Below are 17189 nucleotides of genomic sequence, written 5' to 3'. Positions count from 1 at the left end.
TGGTCCCGTAGTGTAGTGGTTATCACGCCTGCCTGTCACGCAGGAGATCGCGGGTTCGAGTCCCGTCGGGACCGTTGTGTTATTTTGGCTCGGTAGCTCAGTTGGTAGAGCAATGGATTGAAGCTCCATGTGTCGGCAGTTCGATTCTGTCCCGCGCCATTGCATTCGCTTTGCGGGTGTAGTTTAGTGGTAAAACCACAGCCTTCCAAGCTGTTGTCGCGAGTTCGATTCTCGTCACCCGCTTTGTTTCAAATTTTTATTATGGGCCTATAGCTCAGCTGGTTAGAGCGCACGCCTGATAAGCGTGAGGTCGATGGTTCGAGTCCATTTAGGCCCATTCCTATATTATCAATTTGGTCCGTTGGTCAAGTGGTTAAGACACCGCCCTTTCACGGCGGTAACACGGGTTCGAATCCCGTACGGATCATGAGGTACTCAAATGAGTACCTTATTTTTTTTGCTTGTATGACTCTTTTAATTTTATTGAAATTTTCATTGAATCATTAACTGGAAAGCGAGCAACTTTTGACAAAATCTGTTATACTGTCAATCGTTGCAAGTTCCCGATAGGATTCGTTATTCGAAGATGCCTTGTAACCGAAAATATTTAGGGGGAAACTATTATGACAGAGAGACATTTATTTACTTCGGAATCTGTTTCCGAGGGCCATCCAGATAAGGTGGCAGATCAAATTAGCGATGCGATTTTAGATGCATTGTTGGAAAAGGATCCTTATGCTCGGGTTGCCTGCGAAACTTCCGTGACCACTGGCCTGGTTTTGGTTTTTGGGGAAGTCTCCACGAACGCATACGTGGATATTCAAAAAATCGTCCGCAAAACCATCAACGACATCGGCTATACGCGCGCCAAATTTGGCTTTGACGGGGATACGGTGGCGGTCTTAGTAGCAATTGATGAGCAATCACCAGATATCGCACAAGGGGTGGATGTAGCCCTGGAAGCACGAGAAGTGAAAAAAGATCCATTAGACGAAATTGGTGCCGGGGACCAAGGATTAATGTTTGGTTTTGCCTGTGATGAAACACCGGAATTGATGCCATTGCCAATTTCTTTGTCCCATCGCTTGGTTCGTCGTTTGGCTGAGTTGCGTAAGGAGAAAGTTTTGCCTTACTTACGGCCGGATGCTAAGTCTCAAGTGACGGTGGAATATGACGACCAAGATCAACCTGTGCGGGTGGATACAGTGGTTATCAGTACCCAGCATGATGATCAAGTGGACAACGAAACGATTCACCGGGACGTTTTGGAGCAAGTCATCAAGGCGGTCATTCCTAGTGAGCTGTTAGATGAAGAAACAAAATACTATATCAATCCTACAGGTCGTTTTGTAATCGGTGGTCCTCAAGGGGACGCAGGCTTAACGGGTCGGAAAATCATCGTGGATACTTATGGCGGCTATGCTCGTCATGGAGGGGGCGCATTCTCCGGGAAGGATGCGACGAAAGTGGACCGTTCTGCAAGCTATGCCGCACGCTACATTGCGAAGAACATCGTGGCAGCAGACTTGGCGAAAAAAGTCGAGGTGCAATTAGCCTATGCCATTGGCGTGGCGCAGCCGGTTTCGATTGCGGTGAATACATTTGGCACGGGGAAAGTCAGTGATGAAGCATTGATTGCCGCCGTGCGGAAGAACTTTGATCTACGTCCAGCGGGAATCATCGAGATGCTGGATTTACGCCGTCCGATTTACAAACAAACGGCAGCATATGGACATTTTGGTCGTACAGATATCGACTTGCCTTGGGAACGCACGGATAAAGCTGCGGACCTACTAGCAAGTGTGAAGGATTAAAAAGGCGATCTCTATTTTTCAGCGAGGGAACTTGCTGGGGGTAGGGATCTCTTTTTTTGGAAGAAAATCAGGAGAGGAAGAAGCACGTGAAAAAAGAAACAAATGTAAAATTGGTTACGGTGGCGGTCTTTGTAGCAACCTTTATGACCGCTATTGAGGGGACGATTGTCACCACGGCGATGCCGACGATTGTCGGTTCGCTGCATGGTATTGAAATTATGAACTGGGTTTTTTCGATTTATTTATTGACGAATGCCATGTTGACCCCGATTTACGGGAAGTTGGCGGATACCATTGGCCGCAAACCGGTCTTTATCTTCGGTACGCTGTTGTTTGTCATAGGATCAGCCCTGTGTGGAATGTCCAACAGTATGGAAACCTTAATCGTGGCTCGGGCCATTCAAGGGATGGGAGCCGGGGCAATGATGCCAGTGGCTTTGACGATTATTGGGGACTTGTACAGCATGGAAAAGCGGGCCAAAGTCCTAGGCTTTAACAGTACAGCCTGGGGGATTGCCAGTGTGGTGGGTCCTTTAGCCGGGGGCTTAATCGTAGATACGATTGGCTGGCACTGGATCTTCTTTATCAATGTACCAATCGGCGCGATTTTGATTGCCATGATTTGGCGCTACTTGGTAGAACCAAAGCGGGAAAAAACAGGGAAACCAATGGACTTGAAAGGTTCTTTAACCTTAGCGGCGACCCTCTTGGCTTTATTGTTGGCCTTCCAATTTTTAGGGGATCAAGGCTTCAGTATGCCGGTAATTTTATTGATTGTTGTATCTGTTTTCGGTCTGGCTTATTTCATCTTCGTGGAAAAACGGGCACAAGATCCGGTCATCGCATTGAATCTGTTTCACAGCCGGCTCTTTGTCGTAGTCAATCTAGTAGCGGCTTTGGCTAGTGGCTTTTTAATGGCGGTGGACGTCTACATTCCCATGTGGATGCAAGGGGTCTTAGGCTTACCTGCGGGTATCGGAGGCTTGGTTTTAGCGCCTTTGTCAATCTTATGGATGGTGGGTTCTTTTATCGCTGGTCGCTGGCTGGTTCAAAAAAGTGTGAAAGAAGTCCTAATCGTCTTCTTAGCCGTTATCCTGATTGGCGGGGCGGGGCTGTTCTTGATTCCGATTTCCGCTAGCTGGTTGTGGTTCTTTTTGATTTCGTCTGTTTTAGGCGTGGGCCTCGGGGGAACCATCGTGGTTTGTACCGTGACTGCTCAAAGCAGTGTTGGCCACGATCAACTAGGGGTGGCGACTTCCTTTAATACGTTGGCCCGGACGATTGGCCAAACCATCATGGTGTCCGTTTTCGGAATCATAATGAACAGCATCACCGCTAACGCTTTGCAAAAAGGTAGCCTCACCAAGGATCCGGACATTATGAACAAACTGGTCAATCCCCAAACTGCCAAACTTTTACCGGAAAAACTCTTGGCACCGTTGCGGGAAATCCTCTTCAGTGGCTTACACGGGGTCTTCGGCGTGGCGCTGCTCTTAGTAGCTATCGCTTTAGTTATGACCTTACTCATTTCGAAAAAGTCTGCTACAATTAAGGAATGAGAGTAAGAGAGGGAGATGAACCAACGTGGCTTTTTTGCAAGTGAACTGTTTTTCCAATACTTTAGATATGCAGGTGATGCTCAATGTCATCTTGCCCCAACAAACCCATAAAAAGGTAGGGACGGACTCGGTAGGTCAGACAAGTGATGTGCCGGTCTTGTACTTGCTCCACGGCATGGGGGGCAATCACAGCGTGTGGGAGCGTCGGACGTCCATCGAGCGCTATGTGGACGACTACGGCTTGGCGGTAATCATGCCTGCCACGGATCACGGCTGGTACACGGACACTACCTATGACATGAACTACTGGACTTACATTGCCGAGGAATTACCCGAATTGTGTCGGGAACTCTTCCCCCAATTGACGAAAAAGCGCGAACGGACTTTTGTAGCCGGCTTGTCCATGGGAGGCTATGGCGCGGTGAAGTTGGGCTTGCGGAAGCCGGAAAACTTCTCCCGGGTAGCGAGTCTGTCGGGGGCATTGTGCTTTACTGAGGATCCGGCGCCTTTATTAGCAATTCGCAGTCGCGCGTATTGGGAAGGAATCTTCGGGCCCTTGGAAAAATTAGGGACTTCCATGGAAAACCCCTTGCATCTATTGAGCCAAGTGGATCCAAAAAGCGCACCGGAATTTTTCATTTGCTGTGGCACGGAAGATGACTTGTTGCCGGTGAATCACTACTTCGTGCATAAAGCCCAAGAAAAAGGCTTTGCTGTGACTTATGAAGAAGGCCCGGGCATTCACAATTGGGACTTTTGGGACGCTTGGTTGCCACGAGTTTTGGAATGGCTCCCTTTGGACAAATAAATTTGAAAGCAAATAGAAAAAATCGCCAAGAGCAAGGATTAAAACTTGCTCTTGGCGATTTTTTCGATACAAAACAACAATGGTGGCTGATTTTGTTGATTGACGAATTGGTAGTTCAGTACGCTGTATTCTTTTTGGGGTAAGGCTTGGCAAAAGGCGCGAACTTCGTCTAATTCGGATTGGCCCCCGGGATGGCCGTAATAGCAGACGATCACGATCCGCCCGCGATAAGCCAAGCGGTCCAATAAAATTTCTAAGGCGGCAATCGTCGTCTCCGGCAGTGTAATCATGGCCTTGTCACTTTGAGGGAGATACCCTAGGTTGAAAATTGCACCTTTGATTTTTTGCTCCGGTAAGTGGCGATCCAATTCTTCATGGCCACAGTGTAAGAGGGTCACCCGGGGGAGCAGATTGGCCTCTGTTAGGCGCTGGCGGGTGTTAGCTAGGGCTTGTTCTTGCAAGTCACAGGCGTAAACCTGACCGCTTCTTCCGACTAATTGGGCCAAGAACAAGGTATCGTGGCCGTTCCCCATGGTGGCGTCCACCGCGATTTCTCCCGGTTGGATGACTTCTTTCAATAGTTGGTGACTAAAGGCTAGCGCATTTTGCATGGCCTACGCCTCCTTTGCGTAAGTCGAATTTTCCTTGGTAGGAATCCCGACGCAAGAGCTCTTCATCAATGGCGTTTAGGACTTCCCATTTTTTCAAGCTCCATTTGGGTCCGACTAAAGAATCCCAAGGGGCATCTCCTGTCAGGCGATGGATGATGATTTCTTGGGGAATCATTTCCAATTGATCACAGATCACGTCCACATAGTCTTTGCGGCTCATGAGCTGCAAGCGACCTTCGTGATAATCCCGCAGCATCTTCGTATTGCGCATGAGGTGCAAAAGGTGTAGTTTGATTCCTTGAATGTCCGAGTCTAAAATGACCCGGCGAACATTTTCCCGCATCATTTCCAAGCTTTCCCCTGGTAGGCCATTGATCAAATGGGTGCAGACTTGAATCTTGTGTTTACGCAAATTGGCCACCGCATCCAGATAGGTCTGGTAATCATGAGCCCGGTTGATCAATTCCCCGGTAGCTTCAAAGGTGGACTGTAAACCTAATTCCACCCAGAGATACAGGCGCTCGTTTAACTGGGCTAAATAGTCCACCACTTCAGGAGGCAGGCAGTCAGGGCGCGTGCCTACGGAAAGTCCTACGACGCCCGGAAGGTTGACCACTTGCTCAAAGCGTTCCTTGATGACTTCCACCGGGGCGTGAGTATTGGTAAAGTTTTGGAAGTAGACGATGTATTGTTCCACTCCCGGCCATTTTTGGTGCATCATGTGGATTTCTTTTTGGAATTGCACGGGCAAAGGTTCACTAGGGGCAACAATCATGTCCCCGGAACCAGAGACGCTACAAAAGGTGCAGCCGCCTTTTGCCACCGTGCCGTCACGATTGGGACAGTCGAAGCCGGCATCCACGGGGACCTTGAAAATTTTACCTCCAAAGGTTTCCCGGTAGGCTTGATTCAATGAGTAATAGCGTTTATTTTCTGCAAAAACAGTCATGGTGTTCCTTCTTTCTCCTGTTGCCATTAGCGTTGTTTTCCTTGGAAGCGCCAGATGAAGCGCCGTTCGTCGTAGTAAGGATAAGTAAAGCACAGCCAGCTGAGACTCAATAAAAATCCTGCTAGAATATCACTGGGAAAATGCACCCCTAAGTAAATCCGGCTGCAACCGATTAGTAAAATTAAGAGGCCCAAAAGAATTTGTAGCGCCAGGCGCCAATACTTGGATTTTACGATGCCTGGTAAGATAAAGATCAATGTGCCGAAGACCACCATACTCGTAGCGGAATGACCACTGGGAAAGCTGTAACTAGTCTCGGTGACCAAGTGTTCCAAAGTCGGACGTTGACGGTAAATCGCGTGTTTAATCAAAGGATTCACAATCCCGGCGACGATGACAAAGCCTGCCGAAAGCCAGATGCCTTCCAAATAGCGCTTCGTTAACAATAAAAGCGCCACTAGAAAAATCGTCAAAGCGATAATCATGGAAGGATTTCCTAGCTTGGTCACCGTGAGATAAAACGGGTGCCAATCAGGATAAGGCCCCCGAACTAGATTGGTCAGCTGGGTGTCGAAACCTTGCAGCCATTGGGGGTAAAATTTCACCACATAAGTGAGAAAAACGAAGACCAGCAAGAAGCAACTGCCGGCGAATTGGTAGTAGAGTTTATTTTTCATAATATCCTTTCCTCAAGGTCTTTTGCGATCATTTTAAACCAGTTGTCATTATAACATTTTCCTTTAGGGGAGGACACTTTTCGGAAATATAATAATAAAATCACAAGGTTGTGTTATCCATAGCTGTTCTGTAACAGTCTTGTAAAAAATAAAATATTATTTTAAACATAACAAAAGGTTGTTAATTCAACGTTTTACTTAAATGAAAATAGAATCAGGTGTTGTTTTTAAACGCAAGGGGACATAAATTACAATAGATTAACAAATTTATGGTAAATCCAAATATTATTTCTCATAATTCACCTTTCAAGGTATAATTATTCTAGGTTATCGTTTTTTTAATGAGGAGGATGGAAATGGAGAATGAAATGCGGTTGGTATCACGAAAAGAACGCCGGCGACTGGCAGAACAACAGCGACGCAAAGTGCAGGTGAGAAGGGGAGCAGCCCTCCTCAGCACGACATTGACTGCTTGCTCCTTGGTTACCCCTATGGCACCAGCGACGATTCAGGCTGAAGCGGCTACGGAAACCAGAGCAGCAACGAATACCAGTGCCTTTATTGCAGAAATTGCAAGTCATGCCCAACCAGTAGCGGCGGCCAATGACTTATATGCTTCGGTAATGATCGCCCAAGCGGTGGTGGAAAGTGCGTGGGGCACGAGTTCGTTATCGAAAGCGCCTTATTATAATTTATTTGGGATTAAAGGGAGCTATCAAGGGAACTCTGTTTCCATGAATACCCAAGAATACTTAAACGGAAAATGGGTCACAATGAATGAACCATTCCGGGATTACCCGTCTTATCAGCAGTCATTTGAAGACAATGCCTATGTCTTGCGCAATGTCTACATGGGTGGGCAATACTACTATCGGGGAGCGTGGAAGAGCAATTGTTCTTCTTATCGGGACGCTACGGCTTGGTTGACCGGACGTTACGCCACAGCGCCGCACTATGCGGCGGCATTGAACAATGTGATTGCCACGTATAATTTGACTCGCTATGATACGCCAGCTAGCGGCAGTGCCGGTGGGGGCGCCACAGCAGGCGGTTCTAATTCAAGTTCCAATTCCAATTCCAATTCCAATAGCAGTAACACTGGGAGCAGCAGTGCTACCGGAACGACTAGTCAGACTTACACGGTGAAATCCGGTGATTCCGTTTGGTTGATTGCCAATAAATACGGCATCTCCATGAACCAATTGATCCAATGGAATAATATCAAAAATAATTTTATTTATCCGGGACAAAAATTAATCGTCGGGAAAGCGGCAGCGGGCTCGAATAACACGAACAGCGACAACACCGGGTCTAGCAGTGCCAACAATTCTAGCAGTAGCTCTAGTAGCAACACCGGTTCTAACACGAGTACTACTAGTTCTTATTACACGGTGAAATCCGGTGATTCCGTCTGGTTGATTGCCAATAAATATGGCATCTCCATGAACCAGCTGATTCAATGGAACGGTATCAAGAACAACTTGATTCATCCAGGGCAAAAACTAGTCGTAGGTAAAAACGGCTCTAGCAGCACAAGTAACAATACGAGCAGCAATACCGGCTCAAGCAGTAGTGCCGGTACTAGCAACAACACCAGCGCCAATACGAATAACAACACGGGTACTGCCAGCAAATACTACACGGTAAAATCCGGTGATTCCGTGTGGTTAGTCGCCCATAACAATGGCATCACCATGAATCAATTGATTCAATGGAACAATATCAAAAATAACTTCATTTACCCAGGCCAAAAACTCTTGGTTAGCAAAACTGGGAACACGACGAATACTAACCAGTCGAATGGAGCAACTAACAATACAAACAACTCTAGTAGCACTAAGACTTATAAAGCGGTCAGTGGAGACTCTTTATGGGGCATCGCTCAAAAGTACAATATGTCCGTGAATCAATTGAAACAATTGAACAATTTGACTTCGGATATGATTTATATCGGTCAAACGTTGAAAGTGAAATAAGTTGAAAAGTCACCTTAATAGGGTGGCTTTTTTTAGTAAGATAGCGTCTGTTTTGTCGGGGATGTTAAGTATCATTTGAAACTTAACAGCATTTCTGTTAGACTAGCAATCAAATGATAGTTGCACGTTGGATAAGGAATAGTAGAAAGCCGACTCCTTTTAGAGAGCGCATGGTTGCTGAAAATGCGTAGGAAGCCTTTTGAACTCGCCTTAAAGTGCTATCTTTTGCGAACTTCTAGAGTTTTCTAGTCAGTAGCAAGATACGGTGACGGCCGATATCTCGTGTGAGGTTGACTTTTTGTCGACAAAGATAGGTGGTACCACGTAGATTCACGTCCTATGAGAGCAGTTGCTTTCATAGGACGTTTTTTTATTGCATCACCAGCTGTTAATCAATCAAAGGAGGAAGTACTGTGAATTATGATCACAAAAAAATTGAGAAAAAATGGCAAAAATTCTGGGCGGCGAACAATACTTTCGTGACCCATGAAGACCAAGACAAACCGAAATTCTATGCTTTGGATATGTTCCCTTATCCATCTGGGCAAGGCCTACACGTAGGCCATCCTGAGGGCTATACTGCGACGGATATCTTGTCTCGTATGAAACGGGCTCAAGGCTACAATGTCTTGCATCCAATGGGGTGGGATGCTTTTGGCTTGCCAGCGGAACAATACGCTTTGGATACAGGAAATGACCCAGCAGAATTCACCGAAAAAAATATCCAAACTTTTAAACGGCAAATCAATTCCTTGGGCTTTAGTTACGACTGGAACCGGGAAATCAACACCACAGATCCTGAATACTACAAATGGACCCAATGGATTTTCACAAAATTGTATGAAAAAGGCTTGGCCTATGAAGCAGAAGTGGCAGTTAACTGGGTGCCAGAACTAGGCACGGTAATCGCTAATGAAGAAGTGATTGACGGGAAAAGCGAACGGGGTGGCTACGATGTTATCCGCAAACCTATGCGCCAATGGATGCTGAAAATCACTGCCTATGCGGATCGTTTGTTGGAAGACTTGGATTTGGTAGAATGGCCTGATAGCATCAAGGAAATGCAACGAAACTGGATCGGCCGCTCGGTAGGGGCTAATGTGACTTTTAAAGTTGCCAACAGCGAAGAAAGCTTCACCGTCTTTACCACGCGCCCAGATACTTTGTTTGGCGCAACTTATGCGGTCTTGGCACCGGAATTGGACTTGGTAAACAAGATCACCACACCGGAACAAGAAGCTGCGGTAGCGGAATATGTGGCAGAAGCGGCGAAAAAATCCGAATTGAACCGCACCGACTTGGCCAAAGAAAAAACTGGGGTCTTCACTGGTGCTTACGCCATTAACCCAGTAAACGGCAAAGAAATTCCGATTTGGATTGCGGACTATGTACTAGCTAGCTATGGTACTGGTGCGATTATGGCGGTACCGGCCCATGACGAGCGGGACTACGAATTTGCCAAAACGTTTGATTTGGAAATCATTCCGGTGCTAGACGGCGGGGATGTGGCCGTGGCAGCTTACACAGAAGACGGCCCTCACGTGAACTCCGAATTCTTGGATGGCTTGAACAAAGAAGACGCTATGGATAAAATCATCGCGTGGTTGGAAGAAAAAGGCGTCGGTAAGAAGGAAGTCAGCTACCGTTTGCGGGACTGGCTCTTCTCTCGTCAACGTTACTGGGGAGAACCGATTCCGATCATTCATTGGGAAGACGGCACTACGACTACGGTACCGGAAGCAGAACTACCATTGCGCTTGCCAGTTACCAAAGACATCAAACCAAGTGGCACTGGGGAATCCCCATTGGCTAATATTGAAGATTGGGTGAACGTCGTCGATCCGGTCACCGGTAAAAAAGGTCGCCGTGAAACCAACACCATGCCACAATGGGCAGGGAGTTCTTGGTATTTCTTGCGCTATATCGATCCTCATAACAATAAGGAATTGGCCAACTATGAAAAACTGGAACGCTGGTTGCCGGTAGACATCTACATTGGTGGGGCAGAACACGCAGTACTGCACTTGTTGTACGCGCGCTTCTGGCACAAATTCCTCTACGATCTAGGGGTAGTACCAACGAAAGAACCATTCCAAAAACTCTTTAACCAAGGGATGATCCTTGGGGGCAACAACGAAAAAATGTCGAAATCTCGGGGCAATGTAGTCAACCCTGACGACGTGGTGGAACGCTACGGTGCGGATACACTACGCTTGTATGAAATGTTCATGGGACCTTTGGATGCTTCGATTGCTTGGAGTGAAAATGGTCTAGAAGGTAGCCGGAAATTCTTGGATCGGATTTGGCGTTTGATCGTGGACGAAGATGGCAAGATGCGGGATCGCATTACCAACTTTAACGACGGCAAACTGACGAAGGTCTACAACCAAACCGTGAAAAAAGTTACGGAAGACTACGAACACCTACACTTCAATACGGCGATTAGCCAATTGATGGTCTTCATCAATGAAGCCTACAAAGTGGATGCTTTGCCTTATCTTTATGTGGAAGGCTTTGTACAACTTTTGGCACCAATTGCACCACACTTTGCCGAAGAACTGTGGTCGATCCTCGGTAATGAAGGAGGTATCAGCTACGTGCCATGGCCAGTCTTTGACGAATCTGCCCTAGTGGAAGACGAAGTAGAAATCGTCATCCAAGTCAACGGCAAGGTTAAAGCCAAAGTCATGGTTGCCGCAGCCGCTACCAAAGAAGAAATGGAAGAACTAGCCAAAGGACACGAACAAGTCGCTGGCCTTTTGGCAGATAAGACTATTCGTAAAGTCATCGTTGTACCAGGAAAATTGGTCAACATCGTGGCGAATTAAGCGTTCATCAGAAAAATCCCCCTGCACTGAAAATCCAGTGCAGGGGGATTTGTTTGTTTTGAATTAGTTTTGTTCGTCAATCCATTCTTTGGCGATGGTGTAGTCTCCTTCATAGAAGACATCGACGCCTTGGACTTTTTGTTGGGGGTCGAGGCCTTTGCCGGCGATGATGACCACGTCGTCTGGTTGGCTCATGGTCAGCGCTTGACGGATGGCTTGGCGCCGGTCCATTTCAAAATGCAAAAGCACTTCTGGATTGGTGATGGCTGCGGCGATTTCATCGGCAATGTCTTTTGGATCTTCAAAGGCCGGATCATCTGCTGTTAAAATGGCGATGTCAGCTAGTTCAGAGAGGACTTGACCGAAATCTTGGCGTCGGCTAAGGGCTTTGTTACCCGGACTGCCTAAGACGACTAATACCCGACCTTGGCTTTGCTTCTTGGCAAATTCCAATAAGAGTTTCAAGCTAATGTAGTTGTGGGCGTAGTCGATATACACGGTAGCGCCAAGGGGCGTCTGTAAGAGCACCATGCGCCCAGGCACTAGCACTTCGCTTAAAGCCCGGTAGGCATCTTCTGTAGTGGCACCTAAGAGAACCGCGGCAATAATCGCCGCCGTAGCATTGTCTTGGTTAAAGTCCCCGGCTAATTTAATCCGGTAGTTCCCGGTGATTTTCAAAGGATCGACCCGGTTTTCCACATAAAATTCATTTTGATTTTTGGCATTGGTAGTCACCCGGTAGTCTCCAGCATTGCGTCCGTATGTGTAAGTCGGAGTGCCTAGGCGTTCGCAAGTTTCTGCTACCAAGTCAAAGTAGTCCATATCTGCATCTAAAATCATCACTTTTGAATGAGCCAAAAGCTGACGTTTGCAGTAAAAGTAATCGTCAAAAGTCGGATGCTCGATGGGGCTAATATGATCCGGCGAGATATTCAAAAAGATTCCCACATCGTATTGTAAACCGTAGACCCGCTGTGTTTTATACGCTTGGGAAGAGACTTCCATGACTAAATGGGTCATGCCGTTCGCCACAGCTTCTGCCATCATTTGATACAAATCTAAAGATTCCGGCGTGGTCAAGTGGGACTTGAAGAAGCTTTTGCCATCCAAAGTGGTATTCATGGTGGACAAAAGAGCAGTCTTGCCCCCAGTGGCTTCTTGTAAGATGCCATGGGTGAAGTAAGCTGCGGTAGTCTTGCCCTTTGTCCCGGTGAAAGCCACGATTTTTAGCTTTTCTTGAGGATAGCGGTAAAAGGCCATGCTGATAACAGCCATAGCTTTGCGAATGTCCGTGGTAATCAAGGCACAGGCAGCATCGGTTTCGTAAGGCTGATCCGCCAAGTAGACTTGCAAACCTTGAGCTAGAGCCCCTTGCAAGTACTCTTCCTTAAAGTTCAAACCTTTGCAGAAAAAGAGTGTCTCGCTATCGGTCTGCCGGGAGTCATAGGACAATTTGCTAAAGCTCAGCTGAGGCAGTTTAGCCCGCTCCATATGCCAACCGGCGGGCGTGATAAATTCTTTCAAAAGACCGGCTTCTGTTAAGAGGTCGTATACCATTTCTAGGGTTAATGACACGTAAATTCCCTCGTTTCCTGGAAAAATTCTTTTTCCATTATAGCATAAGTGACCTATCAGAGACAGATTGGCGAAGTTTGCCCTAAGAAAAGGCAGTGAAGTTGTTAAAAGTTTTGAAAAACGGTTGTTCCTACTAAATTTTCTAGTAAAATAGGAACTATGTCTATCAATGAGAATGGGAGTAAACTACATGGCTGAAAATAAGCATCCCCAACAGGCTTTGACGAATGAGGAACGCATGGCGCGAGGGTCCACTTGGCTGACCATCGGCAATATCGGTTCCCGCCTTTTAGGCGCCATCTACGTCATGCCTTGGTTTTACTGGATGGGCACTCAAGCCTATCAAGCAAATGCCTTGTTCAATATGGGCTATAATTTCTATGCCCTATTTTTAATGATTTCCACCGCCGGGATTCCCGCGGCGATTGGCAAGCAGACCGCCCATTATAATTCTTTAAATGAATATGGCGTCAGTCGCAAGCTCTTTAAAAATGCTTTAGTGGTCATGGCGATTTTCGGGGCCGTGATGAGTGGCATCATGTATCTATCCTCCCCGTGGTTAGCCGAGATATCCGGTGGGGGAGCTGAGTTGGTACCGGTCATTCGCTCTTTAAGTGTAGCGGTGCTCGTGATTCCTTGTATGAGTGTTATTCGGGGCTTTTTCCAAGGGCAAAGCGACATGATGCCCTATGCGATTTCCCAAATCGTGGAACAAGTCGCCCGAGTGTTTTATCTATTATTAGCCACCTTTATCATCATGAAGATGGGCAGTGGCAACTATGAAGAAGCCGTGGTGCAATCCACTTTCGCCGCCTTTATCGGAGCGGTCGCAAGTATTGCGGTCTTGCTGTACTACATGCAAAAAAATCGTGCCCGCACCCAGGCGTTAATCGAAATGAGTGCCAATCGGGTGAAATTAGACACCCGGGAACTCGTGGTGGAAACCATTCGTGAAGCGATTCCTTTCATTATCATCGGGACCGGTATTACCATCTTTAAACTGGTGGATCAGGTGACCTTTGTCCGCTTTATGCAAGGCTTTACCACTTATTCCTCTGCTCAATTACAAAAGCTCTTTTCAATCTTTAGTGCCAATCCAGATAAATTAACCATGGTGGTCATCGGTCTGGCTACATCCATTGCCTTAACCGGTTTGCCTTTAATTACCGAGGCGAAGACATTGAACCGCCAAAGAGACTTGGCCAAGTTGATTTCCAATAACTTGCAGCTCTTTGCCTTTGTCATGTTCCCAGCAACATTTGGTTTAATTATTTTAGCCTATCCTTTGAATACTTTGTTTTACGCTCCAAGCAATCTGGGCAGTCGCGTGTTAGTGGTAGCTTGCGTCAGCGGCTTATTCCTTGGCTTGTACACCATGACTTCAAGCATGCTCCAGGGGATGTATGAAAACGGCTCGGCCATTTTGTTTTTCTTAATTGGTTTCTTGGTGAAGCTGGTGACCCAGTATCCTTTGATTCGGGTCTTTGAAGTCTACGGACCATTGCTTTCTACTATGATTGGTTTCGGCGCCACGGTGGCATTGAATCTCTGGAAACTCCACAAAGTCTCCCGTTTCAACAAGTCCTTTACCTTCCGCCGAATCATCTTGATTTTTATCATCAGTTTGATTATGGTCGTCTTAGCCTTTGTTACCCGGGCATTCTTAGGCTTGTTCTTCTCTGCAGAAGGGAAGATTGGTTCCTTTGTTATCATTATGGGGACTGCCTTAATAGGGGGCGCAAGTTACGTCTACCTGTCCTTGAAAGTCGGCTTGGCTGACAAACTACTAGGCTCTACCGCGACGAAGATTCGCCGGAAATTGAAGATTAAGTAAGGTAAAATTCCTGTCCAATGGGCGGGAGTTTTTTTAATTCGAAAAGGAACAATATTTCTTTTTAATATTTTTATTTATAAATATATTGAAATAATATTTCTTTCGTTGTATGATAACCATGCGAAAGGAAAGAGAGATGATATAATGTTTGGTTTTTCAATCTATTTAAATCAACCGCTTACAAATTCGAAGCAAGTCTATATTGAACAAATGGCGGCGCAAGGATTTCAAGGAATTTTTACTTCTCTACAAATTCCAGAGGAAAATAGCAATGAGTATAAAACTTATTTAACCTCCCTTGGATCAGTTGCTCAAGCGAATCATTTGGATTTAATGGTCGATATTTCTTTGGAATCATTGTCAAAAGCAGGTTTTTCTTTAACTAATCTGGAACAAGTGAAGGCTGTGGGAGTAACCGGATTACGAATTGACGGCGGGATTGACAATCAAAAAATTGCCGAACTTTCCCAAACGATTCGGGTGGGATTAAATGCAAGCACTATCACAGAAGAAGATGTACGTGAATTACAGAACTATCAAGCAGATTTTAACAAAATCGAAGCGTGGCATAACTATTATCCGCGTCCAGAGACGGGAATTTCTGCGGAGTTCTTTAGTCAAAAAAATGCATGGCTGAAACAATTGGGATTGAAAACTGTTGCCTTTGTTCCAGGGGATGAAAACTTACGTCAGCCGCTTTTCGAAGGGCTGCCAACTTTGGAAGACCATCGAAGAGTTACACCTTTAGCAGGTGCCTTAGATCTTTTTCAAATGCAAACTGATAGCGTATACATTGGAGATGAAGGGCTCAGTCAAAGGGCTCGGGAACAATTTCTAATGTATCAAGAGGAGCAAAAAATTCTACTTTTTGCAGAAGAAGTTCAATCTGGTTATGAGCAATGGGTGATACGCAGTCATGTGAATCGTAAAGATGTAGCTCGTGATGTTTTTCGTTCTGAACAAGCTAGATTGTGGGGAATTAAACACATCAAGGCAGAAAATTGCGTGAAACGAGTGAGAGGTTCGATTACTATGGATAATCAAAATTATGGCCGGTATCTAGGCGAACTGCAAATTGCCAAACGTGATTTGGCCGCAGATAAAAAGGTCAATGTTATCGGCAAGATTTGCCATGACGATCTCCCGTTGCTACAACATTTGAATTCGGCTCAAGAAATTGAGATTCGAAAAAATAAAAAAAGAATTGAGGAATGAAAGATGGAAAACTCAGCTGGAATTTTGACCAAAATCACCGACTTTATTGAAAACAAAGTTTCTCCTCCTTTGGTTCGTTTGTCCAAGATGAAATATTTAGAGTCGTTGCAAATGACATTTATGACTCTAATGCCCTATATGATTATTGGTGCGACGGCGACACTGATTAATAATCTTCCTGGATTATTCACTTCAGATGGTGGGTTTAATTTGCCACAAGTTGCTGACTTTTTAACGAAAATCATTACCCCAGTTCAGCCAATCTTATTGCAATTAGTTTTTGTCACAATTAATATATTGGCATTATTAGTAGCGATTTTGAATGGCTACAATTTAGGAAAAATCAATTCTCAAAAAGTTCCCAAAGTAACTCCTTTGGTGACTAGTGTGCTTTCTGGTGTTTCTCTTTTATGCTTTATCGATTTTGCAAAATTGAGTGAGAATTTTGATTGGCCAAACTATATTTTAGGCTCTCCAAGTCTGTTTGCAGGGATTATCATCAGTATTTTATCAGTGGAACTATATACCTTCTTGGTAAAAAAAGACATTACAATCAAGATGCCAAATGGCGTACCACCAATGATTGCAGCAGCTTTTACTAGTATCGTTCCGGTTACCTTAGTCGTGATTGTTTTTGCTATTTTTGGTCAAGGATTCGAAAATTTTGATTTCTTAACAATCTTCAACAAGCTCTTCTCTTATTTAGTAGTTGGTGGGAGCAGTTGGGTTACTCAGTTCTTTGCCTTTTTATTGGATCGGCTTTTATGGTTTGTCGGATTGCATGGGTCAAATATCGTTAGCAGCGTGATGAGCCCAATCTGGACAACTCAGATTACTGATAACATTGCAGCTTTTAGTGCCCACAAAGACATTCCTTACATGTTTACAGAACAATGGATTAATAACTACGTTCGGGTAAGTCTATTCCCAGTGGCACTATTGTGTACCTTATCTAAAGTGAAACGCTTCAATGTCTTAGGAAAACTATCATTGCCAGGAACAATTTTTAATATTGCGGAACCTGTGATGTACGGTCTACCAGTAGTTTTGAATCCAATTATGTTTGTTCCGTGGGTAATTGGTTTTGCTTGCACGTTCTTATTGAATGTTGGTTTGGCTTTCCTAGGGTTGACCCCTCCAATGGTTGCTATGACTGTTTGGACAATGCCCGCTCCTTTAGCCGCTTTTATTGGTTCCGGGTTTAAGGTAAGCTCTTTGATCATCAGTTTGTTAAACTTTGTTTTGATTTTCTTTATCTTCTATCCATTCTTTAAAGTTTATGAAAAACAAGAATTGGAAAAAGAAAAACTAATGGAAGCAGAACAAGCAGTAGAATAAGTTAA

General features: G+C 45.4%; 12 protein-coding genes, 5 tRNA genes, 1 riboswitch and 1 other annotated feature. Of the genes, 13 read left to right on the top strand and 4 right to left on the bottom strand.

Annotation, left to right across the window (positions count from 1 at the left end; all coding sequences use genetic code 11):
• The first annotated feature begins 1 nt into the window (after position 1).
• The 8 genes from I579_RS02705 (at position 2) to I579_RS02670 (ending at position 4181) form a co-directional block, all read left to right on the top strand.
• Positions 2-74 (top strand) — tRNA-Asp (locus I579_RS02705).
• A gap of 12 nt (positions 75-86) precedes the next feature.
• Positions 87-159 (top strand) — tRNA-Phe (locus I579_RS02700).
• Positions 160-172: 13 nt separating this feature from the next.
• Positions 173-243, top strand: a tRNA-Gly gene (locus I579_RS02695).
• Between the two features lie 20 nt (positions 244-263).
• Positions 264-337, top strand: a tRNA-Ile gene (locus tag I579_RS02690).
• A gap of 18 nt (positions 338-355) precedes the next feature.
• Positions 356-427 (top strand) — tRNA-Glu (locus I579_RS02685).
• A 121-nt stretch (positions 428-548) separates the two neighbouring features.
• Positions 549-626, top strand: a riboswitch (SMK box riboswitch).
• On the top strand, positions 624-1814 hold the full coding sequence (gene metK / locus I579_RS02680; RefSeq protein ID WP_010752729.1) for a methionine adenosyltransferase: 1191 nt from the start codon (positions 624-626) through the stop codon (positions 1812-1814). Its footprint overlaps the riboswitch before it by 3 nt.
• An 86-nt stretch (positions 1815-1900) precedes the next feature.
• Positions 1901-3373, top strand: a complete 1473-nt coding sequence (locus tag I579_RS02675; protein WP_010752730.1) for an MDR family MFS transporter — start codon at positions 1901-1903, stop codon at positions 3371-3373.
• Positions 3374-3398: 25 nt separating this feature from the next.
• Positions 3399-4181, top strand: coding sequence for an alpha/beta hydrolase (locus tag I579_RS02670; RefSeq protein ID WP_010752731.1), 783 nt, complete (start codon positions 3399-3401; stop codon positions 4179-4181).
• Positions 4182-4219: 38 nt separating this feature from the next.
• Here I579_RS02670 and mnmM read toward each other — a convergent pair whose 3' ends face one another.
• From mnmM to I579_RS02655, 3 genes are read right to left on the bottom strand one after another with little or no spacing between them, the layout of a single operon-like run.
• Complete coding sequence (mnmM, locus tag I579_RS02665; RefSeq protein ID WP_010752732.1) at positions 4220-4792, bottom strand: tRNA 5-(aminomethyl)-2-thiouridylate-methyltransferase MnmM; 573 nt, start codon at positions 4790-4792, stop codon at positions 4220-4222.
• Positions 4770-5741, bottom strand: coding sequence for a tRNA modification radical SAM protein MnmL/YtqA (gene mnmL, locus I579_RS02660; RefSeq protein WP_010752733.1), 972 nt, complete (start codon positions 5739-5741; stop codon positions 4770-4772). Before mnmL ends, mnmM begins: the two co-directional genes overlap by 23 nt.
• Positions 5742-5767: 26 nt before the next feature.
• Positions 5768-6418, bottom strand: a complete 651-nt coding sequence (locus I579_RS02655; RefSeq protein WP_010752734.1) for a phosphatase PAP2 family protein — start codon at positions 6416-6418, stop codon at positions 5768-5770.
• A gap of 356 nt (positions 6419-6774) precedes the next feature.
• On the opposite strand from I579_RS02655, the gene I579_RS02650 reads away from it, so the two are divergent.
• Positions 6775-8394, top strand: a complete 1620-nt coding sequence (locus I579_RS02650) for a LysM peptidoglycan-binding domain-containing protein (RefSeq protein ID WP_010752735.1) — start codon at positions 6775-6777, stop codon at positions 8392-8394.
• A 118-nt stretch (positions 8395-8512) separates the two neighbouring features.
• Positions 8513-8737: a binding site (T-box leader), on the top strand.
• A gap of 70 nt (positions 8738-8807) precedes the next feature.
• Positions 8808-11222, top strand: coding sequence for a leucine--tRNA ligase (gene leuS / locus I579_RS02645; RefSeq protein WP_010752736.1), 2415 nt, complete (start codon positions 8808-8810; stop codon positions 11220-11222).
• A gap of 63 nt (positions 11223-11285) precedes the next feature.
• Here leuS and I579_RS02640 read toward each other — a convergent pair whose 3' ends face one another.
• A complete protein-coding gene (locus I579_RS02640; RefSeq protein WP_010752737.1) occupies positions 11286-12797 on the bottom strand; it encodes a UDP-N-acetylmuramoyl-L-alanyl-D-glutamate--L-lysine ligase in 1512 nt (503 codons plus the stop codon).
• A 190-nt stretch (positions 12798-12987) separates the two neighbouring features.
• Here I579_RS02640 and I579_RS02635 point away from each other — a divergent pair, with 190 nt between their 5' ends.
• The 3 genes from I579_RS02635 to I579_RS02625 all read left to right on the top strand — a co-directional run bounded on the left by I579_RS02635 (position 12988) and on the right by I579_RS02625 (position 17184).
• Positions 12988-14631 carry a putative polysaccharide biosynthesis protein gene (locus I579_RS02635; RefSeq protein WP_010752738.1) on the top strand — a complete coding sequence of 548 codons (1644 nt, stop codon included), beginning with the start codon at positions 12988-12990 and terminating at the stop codon, positions 14629-14631.
• 144 nt (positions 14632-14775) lie between these two features.
• The gene (locus I579_RS02630; protein WP_010752739.1) at positions 14776-15846 is read left to right on the top strand and encodes a DUF871 domain-containing protein; all 1071 of its coding nucleotides are present in this window, start codon (positions 14776-14778) and stop codon (positions 15844-15846) included.
• 3 nt (positions 15847-15849) lie between these two features.
• A complete protein-coding gene (locus I579_RS02625; RefSeq protein ID WP_010752740.1) occupies positions 15850-17184 on the top strand; it encodes a PTS sugar transporter subunit IIC in 1335 nt (444 codons plus the stop codon).
• The last annotated feature ends 5 nt before the right edge of the window (positions 17185-17189 follow it).

It is taken from the genome of Enterococcus asini ATCC 700915 (assembly GCF_000407365.1).
Lineage (GTDB): Bacteria > Bacillota > Bacilli > Lactobacillales > Enterococcaceae > Enterococcus_C > Enterococcus_C asini.
This window is presented reverse-complemented; position numbering and strand designations above follow the sequence as displayed.